This window comes from Bacillus sp. FJAT-45066 (assembly GCF_002335755.1).
Taxonomy (GTDB): Bacteria; Bacillota; Bacilli; order Bacillales; family Bacillaceae_I; genus Bacillus_CD; species Bacillus_CD alkalisoli.
The window spans coordinates 2227961-2246474 of sequence record NZ_NISQ01000001.1; the positions used below are offsets into that span (position 1 = coordinate 2227961).

Here is an 18514-nt window from a genome sequence, read left to right on the forward strand (position 1 = left end):
TCCTCCTAATGGGAATAGTCTTTTAATTTTTCATAGCCTATTTTTTCTTCTTTCATCCATGGTACGATGGCACACTTCTCAGCTAGTTCGTCGCTCACCTTTTGTAACCAAAAGAGTTCCGAAGCTGCTTTTCCACTCAATACTGGGTCTTTTGTTCCTGTTGCATACATACTCTGATTCATGACCCACCATGTAGGTTGAATGCTGGCTCGCTTTAAGTCTTCTTGCAATCGGGCTGCTTCTAACACTGGCGTTGCTTCAGCTAAACTTACAATTACAACAGCCGTCTCTTGTTCATTTCTTAGTTTTGGAAGTAGTTTTGTTACACTTTCTGGCACTTCTCCTGTAGACCTAGAAATTTCCTTGCTATAAGACTGAGCAGCATCAAGCAGCAGTAGCGTATGTCCTGTTGGAGCCGTATCTATGACAACTATTTCATTATCTGACTTTGCTACCACATCCGCAAATGCACGAAATACTGCAATTTCCTCTGTACATGGAGAATTTAAGTCTTCTTGTAAATAGGCTAGTCCTTCTTCATCTAAATCAGGAGCCGCTTTTTCCATAACTTTTGACTTATATGCTTCCACTTCTTGCTTAGGGTCTATACTACTAATAGTTAGCTTCTCATTCAAGGCGCTTTGTTGGAACTGATAATGGACGTGACTAGCTGGATCGGTTGTTGTTAAATGAACTCGGTGTCCTTTTTCTGCTAATCCTACTGCAATAGCAGATGCAATCGTCGTTTTCCCTACTCCACCTTTACCCATTGTAAAAATGATTCTCTTATTACTCTCTGAGAAATCTTGAATAACATCCTTCAATCCTGGTAGCTCTATATTGCTTTCTATTAAAACCTTTTCCACTAAGACATCTTCATTACGAAAAAGTTTCCTTAAGTTATCTACACCGGTTAAAGGATACGAAACAAACGGTAAACTGTAAGTGTTTTTTTGGAGATATGACTTAGGTAACATACTGAAAGCTTCCCTTTGTCTATTATAGAAAGCAGTAGAAACTTCGTCCTCTTCTACTCTTTCCGTTAAAAGGCCATTTACAATCAACAGTTGATTTTGCATGCCAATTTCTCTTAACTCTTCCGATGCCCTACTCGCTTCCATAATAGAAGATTGCTCTGGCCTTGTTACAAGCACTAATGTCGTTTTGCTCTCATCAGACAGCTCAGCTACTGTTTTTCCGTAAGCATCTTTTTTATCACCTAGTCCAGAAAGAGGACCTAAACATGAAGCTCCATGCGTACTTTCTTCTAAAAAACCGCTCCAAGCAGTCGGTAATTGTAGTAATCGAAGAGTGTGTCCTGTAGGTGCAGTATCGAAAATAATATGGTCATAATTAGATACAATTCCCGAGTCTGTCAATAGACTAGTAAACTCATCAAAAGCAGCGATTTCAACCGTACATGCTCCTGATAATTGCTCTTCCATTGTCGCAACTACAGCTTCTGGCAATTTCCCTCTATAAGGCCCTACTACTTTTTCACGATACAGCCTAGCAGATTCCTCTGGGTCTAAATTGCTCGCATATAAGTTACTTACAGTTGGGATAGATTGAGGTGTATTGGTTAACTCGACACCAAAAACATCTTGTAGGTTTGAAGCTGGATCTGTGCTAATTAAAAGCACCTTTTTTCCACTGTCTGCTAACGCGACCGCCGTTGCACTTGCAGTGGACGTTTTTCCAACTCCACCTTTACCTGTAAAAAATAAAAATGGCGTACTTACTATCTCCGTTGGTTGAAAAGATGGAAACATTGAAATTTCACTTCTTTCTTCCTTATTTTTTCATGTTTAATGATAATCGAATACGCGGTTTTTCTGTTAACTCTTCTGGTGTTACTTGCAACCAGTCAGCAAGTTCTTCATTTGTTGGGTATGTTCCTACTTTTACAGCTTTTCCATCTAGTAAGATGACTGGTAAAGCATCTGGACCTTTTTCATGAAGTAATGCGTTTACTTCACTGTTTTCCGTAAATTTATCCGGATCGTTTGTTAATTGATAACGTTTAATATCAAAGCCCTTTTTTTCTAGAGAATAAACAGCAGATGCAAGTCTAGTTAGTTCTGGGTCCACACTTGGGCCACAAACTCCAGTAGAACAGCACATTGCTGGGTCATAAATTTCAATTTTACTCATTACCTTTACCTCCTAATTTTCTTATAATAGGAAAGCCAAGAGAATGTTCCCTTGGCTACATTGATTGTATTATTCGCCCGTTTTAGAAAAACGTTCGATACGTTCTTTAATTTCATCACGCACTCGCTGGAAGAAAGCCCACTTCTCCTCTTCTGTTCCTTCCGCTTTCGCAGGGTCATCAAATCCCCAATGAACTCTTTTTACGTGAGGTGGTGTTACTGGACAGTGGTCTGCTGCATGGCCACAAAGTGTTACTACTAAGTCTGCATTGTCTAAAATTTTCGGATCAATTACATCTGAAGTGTGTCCAGTAATATCTACTCCAGCTTCTTCCATAGCTTTAATTGCATTTGGATTTAAGCCGTGTGCTTCTAATCCAGCACTGTAAACATCCCACTCGTTTCCTAAATATTTTTTCGCCCAACCTTCTGCCATTTGGCTTCTGCAAGAGTTTCCAGTACATAAAAAGTAAATTGATTTTTTGCTCATTTGAATTAGCTCCTTTGTTTGTGAAAGTTACCCTTACAAATTTATTACAATTACAGGGTACTAACCGTTGTTGTAAGCACGAGGTGTTCGCTTTCCGCGGGTGGTCTCGGGAGCCTCCTCGGCGCGCGGCGCCTGTGGGGTCTCCCTTGACACACTAATCCCGCAGGAGTCTCACACCTCGTGCTTACAACAACTTTGTATTGATATGAAAATTTTAAAGCTTTACACAAACTTTCCTTTCATACTACAACTTGAAGGAAAATTTATTAGTGAATGATAAGCAACCACATATATAAACCAACCAATGTAATGAACAATGTTGGGATGGTTAGGACGATACCTACTTTAAAGTAAGTTCCCCATGAGATTTTCACGCCTTTTAACGAGAGTACGTGTAGCCATAATAACGTAGCTAATGATCCAATTGGAGTAATTTTCGGCCCTAAGTCAGAACCAATTACGTTTGCATATATTAATGCTTCTCTTAGGACACCAGTCGTATTCGTATCTGTAATTGCCAGTGCATTAATCATCACGGTTGGCATGTTATTCATGAATGAAGAAAGAATCGCTGCGATAAAGCCCATACCAATCGTTGCGGCAAAAAAACCTTGATCAGCAGTCCATTGAATCACATCTGTTAACACGTTAGTTAATCCAACATTTCTTAATCCATAAACAACGACATACATACCAATCGAGAAAAATACAATCGCCCAAGGTGCACCTTTTACAACTGTTGTTGTATTAACAGCCGGGCTTCTTCTAGCCATTAGTAAGAAGAAAATGGCAATAATTCCCGCTACAAATGATACTGGTACACCTATAAACTCACTTGCGAAATACCCTACAAGTAATACCGCTAGGACATACCAAGATAACTTGAACATTTTAGGATCTCGAATAGCTTCCACAGGTTCTTTTAGCTGTGACATATCATAATCTTTCGGTATGCTTTTTCTAAAAAATAAGTATAAAACTAAAATACTTGCTACTAATGAAAACAAGTTCGGTACAAACATACGAGTTGCATATTCAACAAATCCGATGCCAAAAAAGTCAGCTGATACGATGTTTACTAAGTTACTCACAACAAATGGTAACGACGTAGAATCTGCAATAAATCCACTTGCCATGATGAATGGAAAAATCATTTTTTCGTTAAAGTTCAAATTTCGAACCATCGCGAGAACGATTGGCGTTAAGATTAATGCCGCTCCATCATTTGCAAAAAATGCCGCTACAACAGCTCCTAGTAAAGATACATAAACAAACATTCTTACACCACTACCTTTTGCAAGGCGAGCCATATGAAGTGCAGACCATTCAAAAAATCCAATTTCATCTAGTATGAGTGAGATAATAATGATGGCGATAAATGTTAAGGTCGCATTCCATACAATCGATGTAACATCTATTACGTCATAAAAATCAACAACACCTACCGCTAACGCTAATATTGCTCCACCAATTGCTGACCATCCTATGGATAATCCTTTTGGCTGCCAAATAACAAACGTTAGCGTAAGTAAAAAGATCAATGATGCGAGAATTGTCGCTGTCATGTTGTTTCCCCCTATTATTCACAAGAGATTCTTAGTCCCTGCTTTTCTAATTCTGTTAATTTCTCATCTTGATTTGGGAGATGGTTCAGTAAATCTTTTACAAGCGGATAAAGTTCACTTGATTTATTTAAAGAATAAATAATCCATTGCCCTCGTCTTGATTCATTCACTACCCCAGCATCTTTCAATTTACGCACATGCTGGCTAATAGCTGGTTGACTCATTTTAAAAATCTCGACAAATTCACAAACACAGCAATCATGTGAGTCCATAATTTTTACCATTGTGAGCCTTGTTTTATCACCTAATAACTTTAATAAAGTCGCTGCTTTCTCAAGTTCCACTGAAGTAGTTTGCATAATAACACCTCCACACTTAGTTTTGTATTAAATCTGTTATGTTATGAATGAAATAAAAAAGATATAAACATATAATCAAGCACTTATATAATAAAACACTTATATACTAATTTCAACCGATACTTTGTTAAGTTTTTGTAAAGACAAAATGTGCCCTTATAAGTAAGGACACATTTTTCAACAGCAATATATAGATTAAAATGCACTTTTACAAAAGTTAACTAACAATTCTACCATCCAATATTTTAACTACTCTATCCGCACGCTCTGCAATGGACATATCGTGTGTTATCATCATAATTGTCACATTTTCTAAATCGTGAATTTCTTCCATTAACTTGATGATAGAATTCCCTGTGTCTGAATCTAAGTTTCCAGTTGGCTCATCTGCCAATAAAATTCTCGGGTTAGTAACTAACGCCCTTGCAATTGCTACTCTTTGCTGCTCTCCACCGGACATTCTTGATGGTAAGTGATGCTTTCTATGCGAAAGTCCTACTTTCTGCAAAGCTTCTTCTGCCCTATACTTTACATCTTTAGAGCTAAAGAATGATAAAAGTGGCATCATAACATTTTCTAAAGCTGTGGCAGTAGAAAGTAGTTGAAACTGTTGAAAAATAAACCCTATCTTTTCTTTCCTAAATGTTGAAAGCCTTGCATCGTTTAACTTATTTATTTCTTCTCCATCTATCCTTACTTCCCCATCATTAAAAGTTTCTAGGCCACCAACAATATGCATCAAAGTTGACTTTCCAGAGCCAGATGGTCCCACAATGGAAGCGTAACTGCCCGCTTCTATATGAAGGGATACATTGTTTAGGACGCATATACTTTCTTCTCCTACCTGATAGGATTTAGATATACCTTTTACTTCAATCATTTGTTTCCCTCCTAAGCTGAGTAGTGACCGTTTAAAACATTAGACTTCCCACCAAAAATACGAACTACTATTAATGCGAAAAACACTAATGCTAATGTAGGCAGAAGGAATGCACCGATGTAATACCAAGCAGGCAATGAAGTTTGCGTAAATATATTTATCATAAGCCCAGCACCTGAAGTACCTAATATTCCTCCCGCAAATCCAATTACACCGACTTCTAAGCACAAAAACATTTGTATTTTACTTCTCGACCAACCGATTGATCGAAAAAGTGTCCATTCACTACTTCGTTCTACAATACTTAAAGCTAAAATAAACCCAATGCTCAATACGGATAACATAATTCCAACATACAAGAAAGTTCGTTGATAGGACTCTAACTTCATATCAATGGTTTCACCTAAAAAGCTTAAAAACAGAATGTCTGACATACTTTGCTGAGTAGTTACAAATAATAAAATCATATGTGTTGTTATGGCAATCATTATTACTAGTAATCCGAAGCGAAACGGTCTTCTTAGCATTTGATGTAAAATAAATGATTCAAGTCCACTTATTCCAATGCCTCTTCTTTTGGACTTTTGCCTTGTTTCACCATGCAGCCCTTCTCTCGGTGAAACAGTAAGTACTTTTACACTACCAGACACATATCCAATCGCTGTAAGTAAAAATAAAACTGCCCATATTAAGAGATATTCATGTGAATCTAGCATCCTATTAAATGCACTTACACAAACTAATAAGACAATGGAAATAAAAGTGAGAACCAATACTTCCAAAAATAAAGTTATTCCTATTTTTTTACGTGACCAGCCAATAGCTCGGAGCATAGCAAACTCCTTTGATCGTTTTAACAAACTATGAGTGTTTACTGTATAGCAGAAAATTAGACTCATAAAAAGTATATAGTAGAAAAGATATTTATTCGTTCCCTCAATTTGCTCCTCTATTGTCCAACTAACTCCTTGTTGTTGCCATGCTTCTTCTACTTTCCCAACCTGTCCTTCTTCCGTTCCTTCTAACTGAACATGTACTTTTCCTGGAGCAGATCCTAACATTATTTCTACTCTCAGTCCTGTTTTATCTATTATTTGTTTTGCAACATCCTCGATAATTCGTTGACTATCTGCAGTTCGATCACTCACTCCATCTACTACGACTCTTATGGAGGATAGTGGTGGTGTTTCTCCATAAAAGATTCTGGCTGCATTAATTGTAGTAAGCATATCTGGCGCACCAGGATAGTATGTACTTTTTATAGGTAAAGGAAGTAGTGGAGAATGTGGAATTTTGTTTCCATCACCGTCTTCCATAATCATACTATGGTAAGGTGTATATATGTCTACAGGGTCACCAATCTCCCATGCTTGTTCATATAACGGTATTATTTTCCCCGGATCATAATAACCAACTATATTAGGTGTTAAATGCAAATCCTCATTCTCATCAAACAGAGTTCTGTAGGTCGGAAAATCAATACTGAATGCTTTGAAAGATGGTGGTGGTACTTGCTCTACCAGTATTTCTGGAATCGTTCCTGCTTGTTCAGATAACACACGATATTTTAAAGGGCTATATTTATAAAATGTTGAGAACGGCGCAATACCGATTGGGTCTTCTATGTAACTATCATTCTCTACATAAAGATTGGTATTTTTGTGTCGCCATTCAGGCGAAAAGGTTGGAATAGTGATATTTACAATTTCCTCATATGGAAGACTTCTTAGATAGGTTTCCGTACCTTCGGTTAAATCATCTTCTGTAACTTCAGAAGGAATATCTATTTTCAAAATTTTTAACGTTTCTTCTACTTCGTACTCTTGGTTAATTAGTGCAATAAATGGCAAAGTAGGTTGTGAAGAGTGGTTGATTTTTGCTTCAATTAAAGAGGAAAGTCCCCCTTCCATACTTTCTTCGAATGAATAGATTTGCTCTTCCGCTTCAGGATCAATTGCTACAATTAGTAATTCATTTGGATACCTTAAATGCCCCATGGGTGGAACTTGAACTCGAAAACCCTCTGGAATATTTTTTTCTTTATTGTAAGATTGAAAAATGAGGGAGTCTTCCATTTCCTCTTCGTAATAGTATGTTAGAAAGTTAGATGAACTTACAATATGATCACTTAATCCATCATTCACTTTCTTTTCCATATTAATAATATAAAAATAGCCTTTTTCTGCATTAGCAGCCTGTGTGGAGATCCCTGCTCCTTCATAAAAGCCAATTAATGATAATGGAGCTGCGACTTTAACACCTGAAATTTCTCGAATTATTTCAAGCTCTTCAAAAGAGATACCACCATAGGAAGATATACTTGACTGTGGTGGTATCCAACCGCCTTCTAACGCTAAGTCCTGGTCCATGCTATTAGGTAGAACTAAAATATCATATTGATAACGCCAATTTTCTTCTAAATCGCTTTTGGCTTGAATACTAATACGTTCCGAAATTGTTTGGGACCATTGTTAGCCAATTCCAACAGTGAATAAAGTTAGGATAACTAGACTCATTGTTGCCCATCTTTCTCTTATCGAAATCAAAAGGTACCTTAACAAAGCTTTCCCTCCTTACATCTCCTTACTTTTCACCTTATTAATTACTTCTTCAGCAAATTGGAAGGCTTCTTGTTCATCATTATTCTCATCTAAAAAGTATTGGATAGTATAAGTAACTCCTTCGAAATGAAAAGCCATATTTAGTTTATCCCTATTTGTTAGCTCTATTTTTTCATACTGAACCGTTACATCTCCAATCTTTTTGAAAAAATTGCTCCCAAAATTCATCTCTCTTTGCGTTTCATATACTCTTGCAATTAATACTTGTCTATTAATCAACTGTGTCGGTTCCACCATAAAATATTCTTCTATTAATTTCCCTTCCATTTTTATCTTTTCTTCTGTTACTTGGCTTTGCCCCAGTTCACTATTGTTTAGTACTGGTAAAAAAGAAATTAATAGAATTGCAAACAAAACGACGGTTACACTTGTAGCGACATAAGGACGAAAAGAAAATCTTTGTCTCTTTATTGTGGCTTCGATCTTCTTTCTCGTTGCCTCTTTTCTCTCCTCCCTTCGTTCCCATTCACCCAACTTAGAAAAGTGATTGTCTGGTGTATGATTACTTAACGTTTTTTTGTCCATCATGAAGTCCCCCTTTCCTTTGTTGAACTTCTATTTCTTCCTTTAATGCAATCAACGCTCTTTGTAGAGTAGATTTTACTTTACTGATGGACCAACCAAGCGCCATTGCTGTTTCTTCTATTGATAGTCCTTGTATTTTCCTTAGTACGATTACCTCTTTGTAGTTCCATTTTAAATTCCTTATTGCAAAGTAAAGCTCTTGTATTTCTTCTTCTTTTAAAAGTAACTCCTCAGGAAAGTCACGACTGACTGCGGCTTCTTTTTTCCCTAATGGAAGAAAGCGAATCTTCCTCTTTCTCCGCCAATAATCATATGTTACATTTCGGGCTATCGAGACTAGCCATGTATAATAACTAGCATTTCCTTTATACGTTTTAATGGCCTTATCAACTCTAACAAAAGTGTCATGCGTTAAATCTTCTGCTGTTTCTTCATTTCCTACCATAAGTAATATGTATCGATAAATCTTACCGCTATATTCTAAATAAAGATCCTCCCAAGTCAACCGTGCACCTCCTGTTCTTTTTTGTACCTCTATAGTCGAACGAGTATTGAAAAAGTTGCATTTTAATAATAAATTTTTTCAGAAAGGAAAATATAGAATTCTACACTTATTTCACCAATATAACATTTTTTCCCTTTTACAACTTTACTCTTAAGTAAATAATTACACCACTATAGAGAACATATATGTAATATCTTGTCGAAATGTAGTAGAATATCAGTATAGTTCTAAATACCTATTCAGAAGGTGAATCTCGTGTTGTTTTCCAAACAAAAGTTGTTAATTTTTTTTATTACTACTTATATATTAAGTTATTACGTTGTTCTGTTTTTTGGAAACGACGAAAATTCTTACATCGTTGTCGTTCGTAATCTATTTTCCCTTCTTGCTCCATTGTTAGCTTCCATATGGCTTTTTCGCGCAACAAGAATAAAACAACAAATCTCAAAACCTTTTTTAATTCTTTTATCAGCTGGATGTTTTAGTTATTTTCTAGCAGAAATCGCATGGAGTTATTATGAAGTATATTTAAGGACAGAAATACCATTCCCAGGTTCCCCTGATTTATTTTATATGTTGCAAATAATATTTTTCTTAATAGGTTTTATCTTTTTATGGTTTTCGGAAGGAAGAATTTTTAGAGGAATACGATTTGTATTTGAAATACTGATTATCATGACAGTAGCAACTACACTAAGCTATCACTTTCTGATTCACAAGTTAGTTCTAGATTCAGATATAGACGGTGTATTTTTATTTGTTTATCTGGGATATCCAATTGGAGGTCTTTTATTGCTAGCTTCCGTCATCATCACTCTTTATTTAAGTGAGAATTTTACAAAGTTGCGAAAAGGGCTTTTTATTATCCTGTTAGGACTAGTCTTTCAAATCGTTGCTGACTCTAGCTACTTGTATTTATTAGTGACAGGTAACTATGATACTGGTAGTTTAATTGATCCACTTTTCACCGCTTCATTATTACTTGTAGGGATATCCAGTTTTTATTTCGAAGAGAAAAGTAGCAAACACACACGTAAGAAAAAAGGAAGCAAGTTGAAACGAGAGTTTATGGAAATTGCGTTACCATACGCAAGCATCGCCTTACTGTTAATAGTATTGATTAAGACTGGAAATACAAATACGGAAGCCATAAATGTTGGTACGTTTATTGCCATTATTATTGTGTTTATTAGACAAGTAGTCGTTTTAGTAGAAAACAAAAGACTAATACAACAATACAATTATTTAGCTCATCACGATTCTTTAACAAAACTTCCAAACAGAGCTTTTTTCGAAGAGAAGTTGGCCCAACAGCTTCAAGCGGTGCATGAAAATCAGGGAATGACAGCTGTTATGTATTTAGATTTAGATCGATTTAAACTTGTTAATGACACATTAGGGCACGATGCAGGTGATGAACTAATTTACGCAGTATCTAAGCGCCTACTTACTTGTGTGAATGAAGGTGACATAGTTGCTAGACAAGGTGGAGACGAATTTACGTTGTTAATATCAAGTTGTCAGCAGGAATCGGAAGTGTTGAATATATCAAATCGTATTATTGAACAGCTAAGTTTTCCTTATAATATAAAAGGAACGGATTTCCGTACAACAGCAAGTATTGGTATTGCATTTTATACATATGATCATGCACCTACCACTCCTTTATCATTAATGAAAAAAGCAGATATCGCAATGTATGAGTCAAAATCAAAAGGTAAAAATCAATATCAGGTGTATGAGGAAGAAATGCAAGATGAATCAAAGAATAAATTTATGATTGAAAAAGATCTTTTCCATGCTATTCAAAACAATGAATTCACTTTATTCTATCAACCGCAAATGAACTCAAAAAGTGGGAAAGCATATGGTGTAGAGGCACTGATTCGATGGAATCACCCTGAAAAAGGTTTGATACCTCCTCTTTCCTTCATTCCAATAGCGGAAAACATGAATCTGATAGGCCCTATTAGCGAGTGGGTTTTACGAGAAGCTTGCTCACAGGGGAAGATATGGCAAGATATTGGATTGAAAATAAAAGTAGCTGTCAACATATCACCTAAACAGTTTCAATCAGCAGGTTTTGTAGACATGTTAAAAGAAATATTATTAGAAACGAAAATTAATCCAGCGCTCATAGAACTAGAAATAACGGAAGCAATTGCTATGTACAGTAATGAAGATACCATCCAAAAGTTAAATGAAATTACCGATCTAGGTATTCAAGTGTCCATTGATGATTTCGGTACAGGCTACTCATCGCTCGCATACTTAGTAAAACTGCCCATACATGCTTTAAAAGTTCCAAGAGAGTTTGTAAAGGAATTGAACAATGAAGGAGCAAATAAAACCGTCGTATTTTCCATCATCTCTCTTTCAAGAAGTTTACAACTTGATTTGGTAGCAGAAGGCGTAGAAACAAAGGAACAACTAGAAATACTAAAGAGTATGGGATGCAAACAGTTTCAAGGATATTACTTTAGTAAACCAGTTCCAGCGGAGGAAGTTACACAATTCTTGAAAGAAAAAAGTTGAAATTTGACTGATGAACGGTACTTTGTCTTAGAAAAACGATTAAAGTACGGTTCCTTTGACTGTTGAACGGCACTTTGTTTTAGGAAATTGATTAAAGTACGGTTCATTCGCCTTATGAACGACACTTTGTCTTAGAAAAGTGATAAAATTACGGTTCATTTGATTGTTGAACGGCACTTTGTTTTAGGAAATTGATTAAAGTACGGTTCATTCCCCTGTTGAACGGCACTTTGTCTTAGAGAATTGATTAAAGTACGGTTCATTCGCCTTATGAACGACACTTTGTCTTCGAAAAGTGATTTAAGTACGGTTCATTTGATTGTTGAAAGGCACTTTGTTTTAGGAAATTGATTAAAGTACGGTTCATTCCCCTGTTGAACGGCACTTTGTTTTAGGAAATTGATTAAAGTACGGTTCATTCCCCTGTTGAACGGCACTTTGTCTTAGAGAATTGATTAAAGTACGGTTCATTCACCTTATGAACTACACTTTGTCTTAGAAAAGTGATTAAAGTACATTTCATTCGCCTTATGAACTACACTTTGTCTTACAAAAGTGATTAAAGTACGGTTCATTCCCCTGTTGAACGGCACTTTGTCTTAGAGAATTGATTAAAGTACGGTTCATTCGCCTTATGAACTACACTTTGTCTTAGAAAAGTGATTAAAGTACGGTTCCTTTGACTGTTGAACCGCACTTTTTTTAGTATGAAATAATTAGCTATCCATATGATCGTTCTGTTTTATTCCCTTCGCTTCGTTTGTTATGATTATATTAAGAGGAAAGGAATGAAAAAATTGAATCGTATATACTTATTTACATATGAATGTGCTAGTAAGCAAGAATGGACAAATAACTGCATAGATGAACGATTGGCCAAACTCTACGATATAAAAAATGTTCATGATACTGCTTTTTTAGTAAAAACAACTGAGGATATTGATGTACTTGAGAAGTATTTGATGGCTTGTTTTGATCGAAAAGACACGTATTTTTTAGTGGATGTTACATCTTCTAGAAGTAAATATTTAAACTGTAAGGATGGAGAACTTTCAGGGTGGTTGGAAAACATTTAGTAATCCAATAATTAGGAATAGAAAAGAGGAAAGTTCTCATCCACTTTCCTCTTTATCGTCTATATCACTTTTGCTAAATTTGATTAAGATGGTAAGTCCGACTGCCCCGACGGACACCGTTACAAAGATTAGCGTTACAATAAAAATTAGTGCGCCATAATTATATGTATTTGCAGATTGAGCATATAGCCAAATTAATTCAAATAGTAAGATTAATCCCCATAACATGAACCAACCAATTACTTTGTCTTTACTCATTATGCTACCTCCTCAAGTTGTTTAGAAATTAACTTATGCCGCCATCTTTTTTTCCTTAAGACATTCCACTATTTGTAACCCATCACTTTTTCTCCCTGCATATAAATACCATTTCGGATATTTTATCGGAATAATAGTTAATAGAAACATATGAAGTTGAAGTTAGCCGTATATACGATAACTTCACGAAGAATCGGATGCCCAATGGAACTTAAAGAAACAAAAGCGATAATACTCAGCAGTAGACTAGCTAACGCCCCGAATAAAAAGAACAATACTTTTTTAGATTTTGATAAAGTAGTCAAGTCTGCGTAGCAATACCCTTGTATAGAAAGAGAAAAGTAAAAACGAATTCTACCGAGCGAAATTTGATTTTGTTTTGTTCTAATTTCGAAATATTCCCTAATACAATTGCTACACGATTTTTGGAAAATAAGTAGGAATGATCGCATGACCTAATTCATGTATAAGGATACTAAGCGGCATTAGAATGAGAAAAAACAATAAAATAGACATATTACCTCCAAAAAGTTAAACTACCACAAAGGTTCGTTTGCTTATTATTATCATCTAATTATTTTTCACTTCTAAAACAAACACCGTATTACTCGCAGTTCGAAAGTTCCATCTAGAGGCAATTCTATATATGTACGTTCCTTCTTGCATTGGGGCACTAAACTGTAAGGAAGAAGAAACATCTTTTAATTCCTCTTTTACTTTCAGTTCATCATTTAACCATGCATGAATATAGACTCTTTTTGGCACGTCGATATACATAACCTCTACTAAAGAACCCGGTTTTACTTCCATCACCTCAATATGCTCAGTAAAACGTGGTGCAGCATATTTATCTTCGTCGAGCTCCCCTGCTCCTACATGGTAAATGGTACTTACATCTTCACCGTTAACGGTGACATGTGGACTAATGTTTATATCTTTATTACACCCTGACATATTAAAAATAAGTAACAAGAAAGCTACTAAACTTAATAATTTCCTCATCATACTATCCCTCCTATCTATTCCTCTAGTTTATTATCAACTAAGAAGCTTTTCATAATAAGATTCGCAAAGTTAATTCCTTCTTCAATAGTTCTGTTAACTCATTTTGGATATGTGTACCAAACAGCAAATAAGATGAAAACTAACCATAAAAGAAGAAGCAACTTAACTTCTCTTAATATTTTTTCAAAAATAGAAAAGGCCACAAAAAGGAACCTTACTCTTCTTTCCACAAGTATTTGTCTATAAGTGGAATTAAAAAGAATATGGGGTAATATCTCAACCAAAAGCGGGAGAAATGAACACCGTAAAGAAAACAAGGAAGTGTTCAAGGTTCATAACACTTCCTTGTTTCTACTTTAAACCCTAATGTTTATTTAACTAACTTGGCAACTGTTTTCATAAACTCTTCCACAACTTCATATTCTTCTTTATTCAATCTTTCTATTACGCAAGTTTTAAAATGACTTTCTAATAGCAAACGTGAAACTCCATTCAAGGCCGATTGCACAGAAGACATTTGATTCAATATATCATCACAGTATACATCTCTTTCAATCATTCCTTTTATTCCTCTTACTTGACCTTCAATTCTATTCAAACGTTTCATTAAGTTTTGCTTTAAAGCTTCCGGTACATGTCCATGAAGATCATCTTTACAGTTAATATTTTCATTGTTAGCCACGTTTTTATTTTCCATTTTTTCAACTCCCAATAGTATGATAGATATATATAATTAGCTTATTTTTCTCTTAAACAAAGGAGTCCGTTTCATAACGTATGATTACTACACTTAAAAACGAATTATAAGAATGTTTATTCTAAAAAAAACACATCAATAAATGAACACCCTATGCTTTTTTTAGGGAAAATATTCATTTTTCACTAAACGAACCGTAATTATGAAATTGATTCAAAGATACTAAAATTATAGAAAACCTATTATAGAATGTAAAGAAATTCCTTTTTATTTTACTATATATTATAAAAAAACTTGTTGTACCCATACCCCCTATAGGCATATAATTAAGATAGAAAATTAATAAAGGAGACATGCAAATACGATTCATACTCTACTTAAAGGAGATGAAAAACTTTGAATAACAACCTTCATGAAAATACTCCCCTATTAAAGCAAGTTCAAATTATTTTAGCTCTTTCTATCCCTGCTATTATCGAGAATTTTTTCCAAACGGTGATTGGTTTTGTAGATACCTTTTTCTTATCCAAAATTGGATTAGCTGAAGTATCAGCTGTAGGAATAACCAATGCAATTTTATTAGTTTATTTTGCAATATTTATGTCCATTGGAGTTGCAGCTAATATTTTTATCGCAAAATATACTGGAGCAAATGATACAATCAAAACTAAAAAATATGCACAACAAGCAATTTTATTATCTATTATTGTAGGTTTGTTTTTTGGGATATTCACTCTGTTATTTGCGTCACCTATATTAAAATTAATGGGAGCAGATGATCATGTTCTCTCGCTTGGTACTATCTATTTTCAAATTGTAGCTATTCCTTCCATACTTATATCCTTAATGTTTGTCTTAAGTAGTATACTTAGAGGTACGGGTGATACAAAAACACCGATGAAAGTAAGCATTTGGATTAATGTCATACACATTTTCCTGGATTATATTTTTATTTTTGGCTTTTTATTTATTCCAAGCATGGGGATTATAGGTGCCGCAATTGCTACAGTTATTGTAAGGCTGATTGGTGTTCTATTATTGTGGAATCATTTAAGAAAATCGGAAACAAAAATTGTAATTTTTAATAAGAATGATTGGCAGCCTAACAAAGAAATTCAGATTAGCCTTTTAACAATGGGAGGTCCTGCTGCTGCTGAACGATTGGTTATGAGAATTGGTCAAGTTTTATATTTTGGCTTTATTATACAACTTGGAACTAATACTTTTGCAGCTCATCAGATCGCTGGAAGTATTGAAGTCTTTTCCTATATGATTGGCTATGGTTTTGCAACTGCTGCAACTATATTGATTGCCCAACATATAGGGGCTGGACAGTATATGCAAGCAAAACAGGTTGGCTTTATAATTACTTTCCTCTCCATGATAACTATGACTATTATAGGGATCATATTATTCCTTTCAGCAGGATGGCTAGGACAGTTGTTTACAAATGATTTGCAAGTTATAAGTGAGATACGTATAGCCCTACAAATTGATGCATTCATTCAACCTTTGTTGGCCGTAGTACTAGTTCTTACAGGCGTTTTCCAAGGTGGTGGAAATACAAAATATCCTATGTATATCACTACTATTGGAATATGGGCTATCCGGACAATAGGTGTATATGTGTTAGGTATTTCATTAGGGTGGGGTATTGCAGGTGTATGGATTGCGATTGGTTTAGATAACTTCTTTCGAGCACTTTTATTATGGAGAAGGTTTACGAAAGATGAGTGGATGGATTCATCTTTTGAACAAAAACAAGAAAGCACATAAAGATTTCAAACTCTTAAACTAGCAAAAGAGAAGAAAAATGATAAAATCCTTTTTCTTCTCTTTTTATTATAAGTTACAAGAATCATTATAAAGATACTGGATATTTCTGTTCATTAATATCGATGTGACAGTGACATGATACATAATGGTGATTTTCAATAATCTCTAATTCTGGAGCATGAGAATGACACGATGTTTCTTGGTGTGGACATCTACTTACAAATGGACATCCTTGATGTACGATGGTTGCATCAACTTCCCCATCTAGAATAATACTTTCTTTATTTTCGATAAAATAGTTCAAATCAGCCACTACGGAAACCAATGCCTTTGTATATGGATGGGATGGATTATTAATTATTTTCTTGGTTGGACCAATTTCCACTACCTTTCCTTGATACATAACAGCTATTCGATCGCACATATAACTTGCAGTTGCTAAATCATGTGTAATAAACATCATCGTTAGCCCCATTTTTTTCTTCAGAGAAAGTAGAGCATTTAATATTCCTGCTCTAACGGAAACATCTAACATAGAGGTTGGTTCATCTGCAGCAATAAATAAAGGTTCTAAGATGATAGCCCTTGCAATAGCCACACGTTGCCGTTGTCCCCCACTTAATTGGTGGGGATAACGATAAATAAAATCTTCTGCAGGTTTTAAATCAATAGCTTCTACCGCTGCTTTCACTTTACTTACTTTATCATCATTGGCAAGTTCCTTCTCATGTGCATTCAATGGCTCCATTATTATATCCAAAATCCTCATACCAGGATTTAATGTATCATATGGATCTTGGAATATCATTTGCATTTTTTTTCGCATTTTATTAGTCTGGGAATCGCTTAATTCACTTAAGTTAGTTCCATCAAAAATAATATCTCCACTTGTTTCTTTCATTAGCCTCATAATCATGCGAGCAGTAGTTGTTTTACCACATCCACTCTCTCCGATAATACCTAGAATTTCACCTTTGTTTATTTCTAAATTCACATTATTTACTGCATGTACATTGGTAATTTTACGATTAAAAATCGAACCAGATTTTTTTGTAAATGTCTTTTTTAAGTTCTTTATTTGAATTAATACATCTGCACTCATTTACTATCACTCTCCTCTAAAAAACAAGCAGTATAGTGGCCTTTTTTAACCTCCTTAATCACTGGTACTTCTTGTTTACACCGATCCATAGCATGTTGACATCTAGGATGAAACCTACAACCTTGAGGTGGATTAATAAGGTTAGGAACACTACCAGGAATCGAGATTACTTGTTTATCCGGATGAGCTAGATCCGGTGTTGCATTCATTAACCCCTTTGAGTACGGGTGTCTTGGATCTTCTAAAATATCTTTTGTACTTGACCACTCTATTATTTTCCCGGCATACATGATGGCGATTCGATCACAAATTGCAGTTACCATCGGTAAATCATGTGAAATCAAAATAACAGAAAGGTCAAGCGTTCTTTGTAACTTTTTAATAAGAGCAATAACTTGTGCTTGTGTTAGTACGTCGAGTCCAGTAGTTGATTCGTCAGAGATTACTAGTTTTGGGTTACATGATAATGCCATCGCAATTGCGACCCTTTGCTTCATGCCTCCACTAAATTCATGGGGGTAACTCTTCCAACGTTCCCCATCAATTCCAACAAGTTCCAAAAGGTCCTTCGTCCTCTTCAAAGCTTCTTTTCTTGATATTTTTACATGAAGTAAGATTGACTCAATTATTTGGTCCCCAACTGTATAAACAGGATTTAAAGCATTCATAGCACTTTGAGGAATTACGGATATTTCCTTCCATCTTCTATCCTCTAATTCTTTATCTGTAGCCGATATTAAATCTTTTCCATCTAATATCGCTCTGCCACTTACTACTTTCCCAGGGTACTCAATTAAACGTAAAATGGACTGTGCTACTGTTGTTTTTCCACAACCAGACTCTCCGATTAATCCTAACATTTCCCCTTTTTTTACGGAAAAAGATACATCTTCTACTGCCTTAGCAATCCCTTTATCTGTTTTAAAATAAGTAGATAAATTTTCGACTGTTAACACATCACTCATAT

The 18514-nt window shown here is 35.2% G+C and carries 17 protein-coding genes; 3 read left to right on the plus strand and 14 right to left on the minus strand.

All coding sequences use genetic code 11. The features are described from left to right. Positions 1-5: 5 nt before the first annotated feature. The 9 genes from arsA to CDZ92_RS11380 form a co-directional block, all read right to left on the minus strand. Entirely contained in the window at positions 6-1772 is a 1767-nt protein-coding gene (arsA, locus tag CDZ92_RS11340; protein WP_096155350.1) for an arsenical pump-driving ATPase, read from the minus strand. A gap of 22 nt (positions 1773-1794) precedes the next feature. After that, complete coding sequence (arsD, locus tag CDZ92_RS11345; RefSeq protein WP_096155351.1) at positions 1795-2154, minus strand: arsenite efflux transporter metallochaperone ArsD; 360 nt, start codon at positions 2152-2154, stop codon at positions 1795-1797. Between the two features lie 69 nt (positions 2155-2223). Continuing rightward, on the minus strand, positions 2224-2643 hold the full coding sequence (gene arsC / locus CDZ92_RS11350; protein WP_096155352.1) for an arsenate reductase (thioredoxin): 420 nt from the start codon (positions 2641-2643) through the stop codon (positions 2224-2226). 266 nt (positions 2644-2909) lie between these two features. Continuing rightward, the gene (locus CDZ92_RS11355) at positions 2910-4208 is read right to left on the minus strand and encodes an arsenic transporter (RefSeq protein WP_096155353.1); all 1299 of its coding nucleotides are present in this window, start codon (positions 4206-4208) and stop codon (positions 2910-2912) included. A gap of 14 nt (positions 4209-4222) precedes the next feature. Next, positions 4223-4567, minus strand: a complete 345-nt coding sequence (locus CDZ92_RS11360) for an ArsR/SmtB family transcription factor (RefSeq protein ID WP_096155354.1) — start codon at positions 4565-4567, stop codon at positions 4223-4225. Between the two features lie 217 nt (positions 4568-4784). Continuing rightward, entirely contained in the window at positions 4785-5447 is a 663-nt protein-coding gene (locus CDZ92_RS11365) for an ABC transporter ATP-binding protein (protein WP_096155355.1), read from the minus strand. An 11-nt stretch (positions 5448-5458) separates the two neighbouring features. Then, entirely contained in the window at positions 5459-7816 is a 2358-nt protein-coding gene (locus tag CDZ92_RS11370; RefSeq protein ID WP_096155356.1) for an FtsX-like permease family protein, read from the minus strand. 204 nt (positions 7817-8020) lie between these two features. Next, positions 8021-8596: a hypothetical protein gene (locus CDZ92_RS11375; protein ID WP_141395216.1), complete on the minus strand. Its 576-nt coding sequence runs from the start codon at positions 8594-8596 to the stop codon at positions 8021-8023. Further along, complete coding sequence (locus tag CDZ92_RS11380; RefSeq protein ID WP_096155358.1) at positions 8571-9098, minus strand: RNA polymerase sigma factor; 528 nt, start codon at positions 9096-9098, stop codon at positions 8571-8573. Before CDZ92_RS11380 ends, CDZ92_RS11375 begins: the two co-directional genes overlap by 26 nt. Before the next feature lie 258 nt (positions 9099-9356). On the opposite strand from CDZ92_RS11380, the gene CDZ92_RS11385 reads away from it, so the two are divergent. Together CDZ92_RS11385 and CDZ92_RS11390 are read left to right on the plus strand one after the other, a co-directional pair. Beyond that, complete coding sequence (locus tag CDZ92_RS11385) at positions 9357-11633, plus strand: DUF4084 domain-containing protein (protein ID WP_141395217.1); 2277 nt, start codon at positions 9357-9359, stop codon at positions 11631-11633. A 797-nt stretch (positions 11634-12430) separates the two neighbouring features. Further along, on the plus strand, positions 12431-12709 hold the full coding sequence (locus CDZ92_RS11390) for a hypothetical protein (RefSeq protein ID WP_141395218.1): 279 nt from the start codon (positions 12431-12433) through the stop codon (positions 12707-12709). Between the two features lie 36 nt (positions 12710-12745). On the opposite strand, the gene CDZ92_RS11395 is transcribed toward CDZ92_RS11390, so the two are convergent. The 3 genes from CDZ92_RS11395 to CDZ92_RS11405 all read right to left on the minus strand — a co-directional run bounded on the left by CDZ92_RS11395 (position 12746) and on the right by CDZ92_RS11405 (position 14669). Further along, entirely contained in the window at positions 12746-12967 is a 222-nt protein-coding gene (locus tag CDZ92_RS11395) for a hypothetical protein (protein WP_096155361.1), read from the minus strand. Positions 12968-13537: 570 nt separating this feature from the next. Next, the gene (locus CDZ92_RS11400; protein WP_096155362.1) at positions 13538-13972 is read right to left on the minus strand and encodes a hypothetical protein; all 435 of its coding nucleotides are present in this window, start codon (positions 13970-13972) and stop codon (positions 13538-13540) included. 370 nt (positions 13973-14342) lie between these two features. Next, the gene (locus CDZ92_RS11405; protein ID WP_096155363.1) at positions 14343-14669 is read right to left on the minus strand and encodes a metal-sensitive transcriptional regulator; all 327 of its coding nucleotides are present in this window, start codon (positions 14667-14669) and stop codon (positions 14343-14345) included. Between the two features lie 396 nt (positions 14670-15065). Between CDZ92_RS11405 and CDZ92_RS11410 the strand changes: the two genes are divergently transcribed. Beyond that, positions 15066-16445, plus strand: coding sequence for an MATE family efflux transporter (locus CDZ92_RS11410; RefSeq protein ID WP_141395219.1), 1380 nt, complete (start codon positions 15066-15068; stop codon positions 16443-16445). An 85-nt stretch (positions 16446-16530) separates the two neighbouring features. Here CDZ92_RS11410 and CDZ92_RS11415 read toward each other — a convergent pair whose 3' ends face one another. Continuing rightward, positions 16531-17547, minus strand: a complete 1017-nt coding sequence (locus CDZ92_RS11415) for an ABC transporter ATP-binding protein (protein ID WP_096155364.1) — start codon at positions 17545-17547, stop codon at positions 16531-16533. Beyond that, a complete protein-coding gene (locus tag CDZ92_RS11420) occupies positions 17544-18512 on the minus strand; it encodes an ABC transporter ATP-binding protein (RefSeq protein WP_096155365.1) in 969 nt (322 codons plus the stop codon). Before CDZ92_RS11420 ends, CDZ92_RS11415 begins: the two co-directional genes overlap by 4 nt. Between the last annotated feature and the right edge of the window lie 2 nt (positions 18513-18514).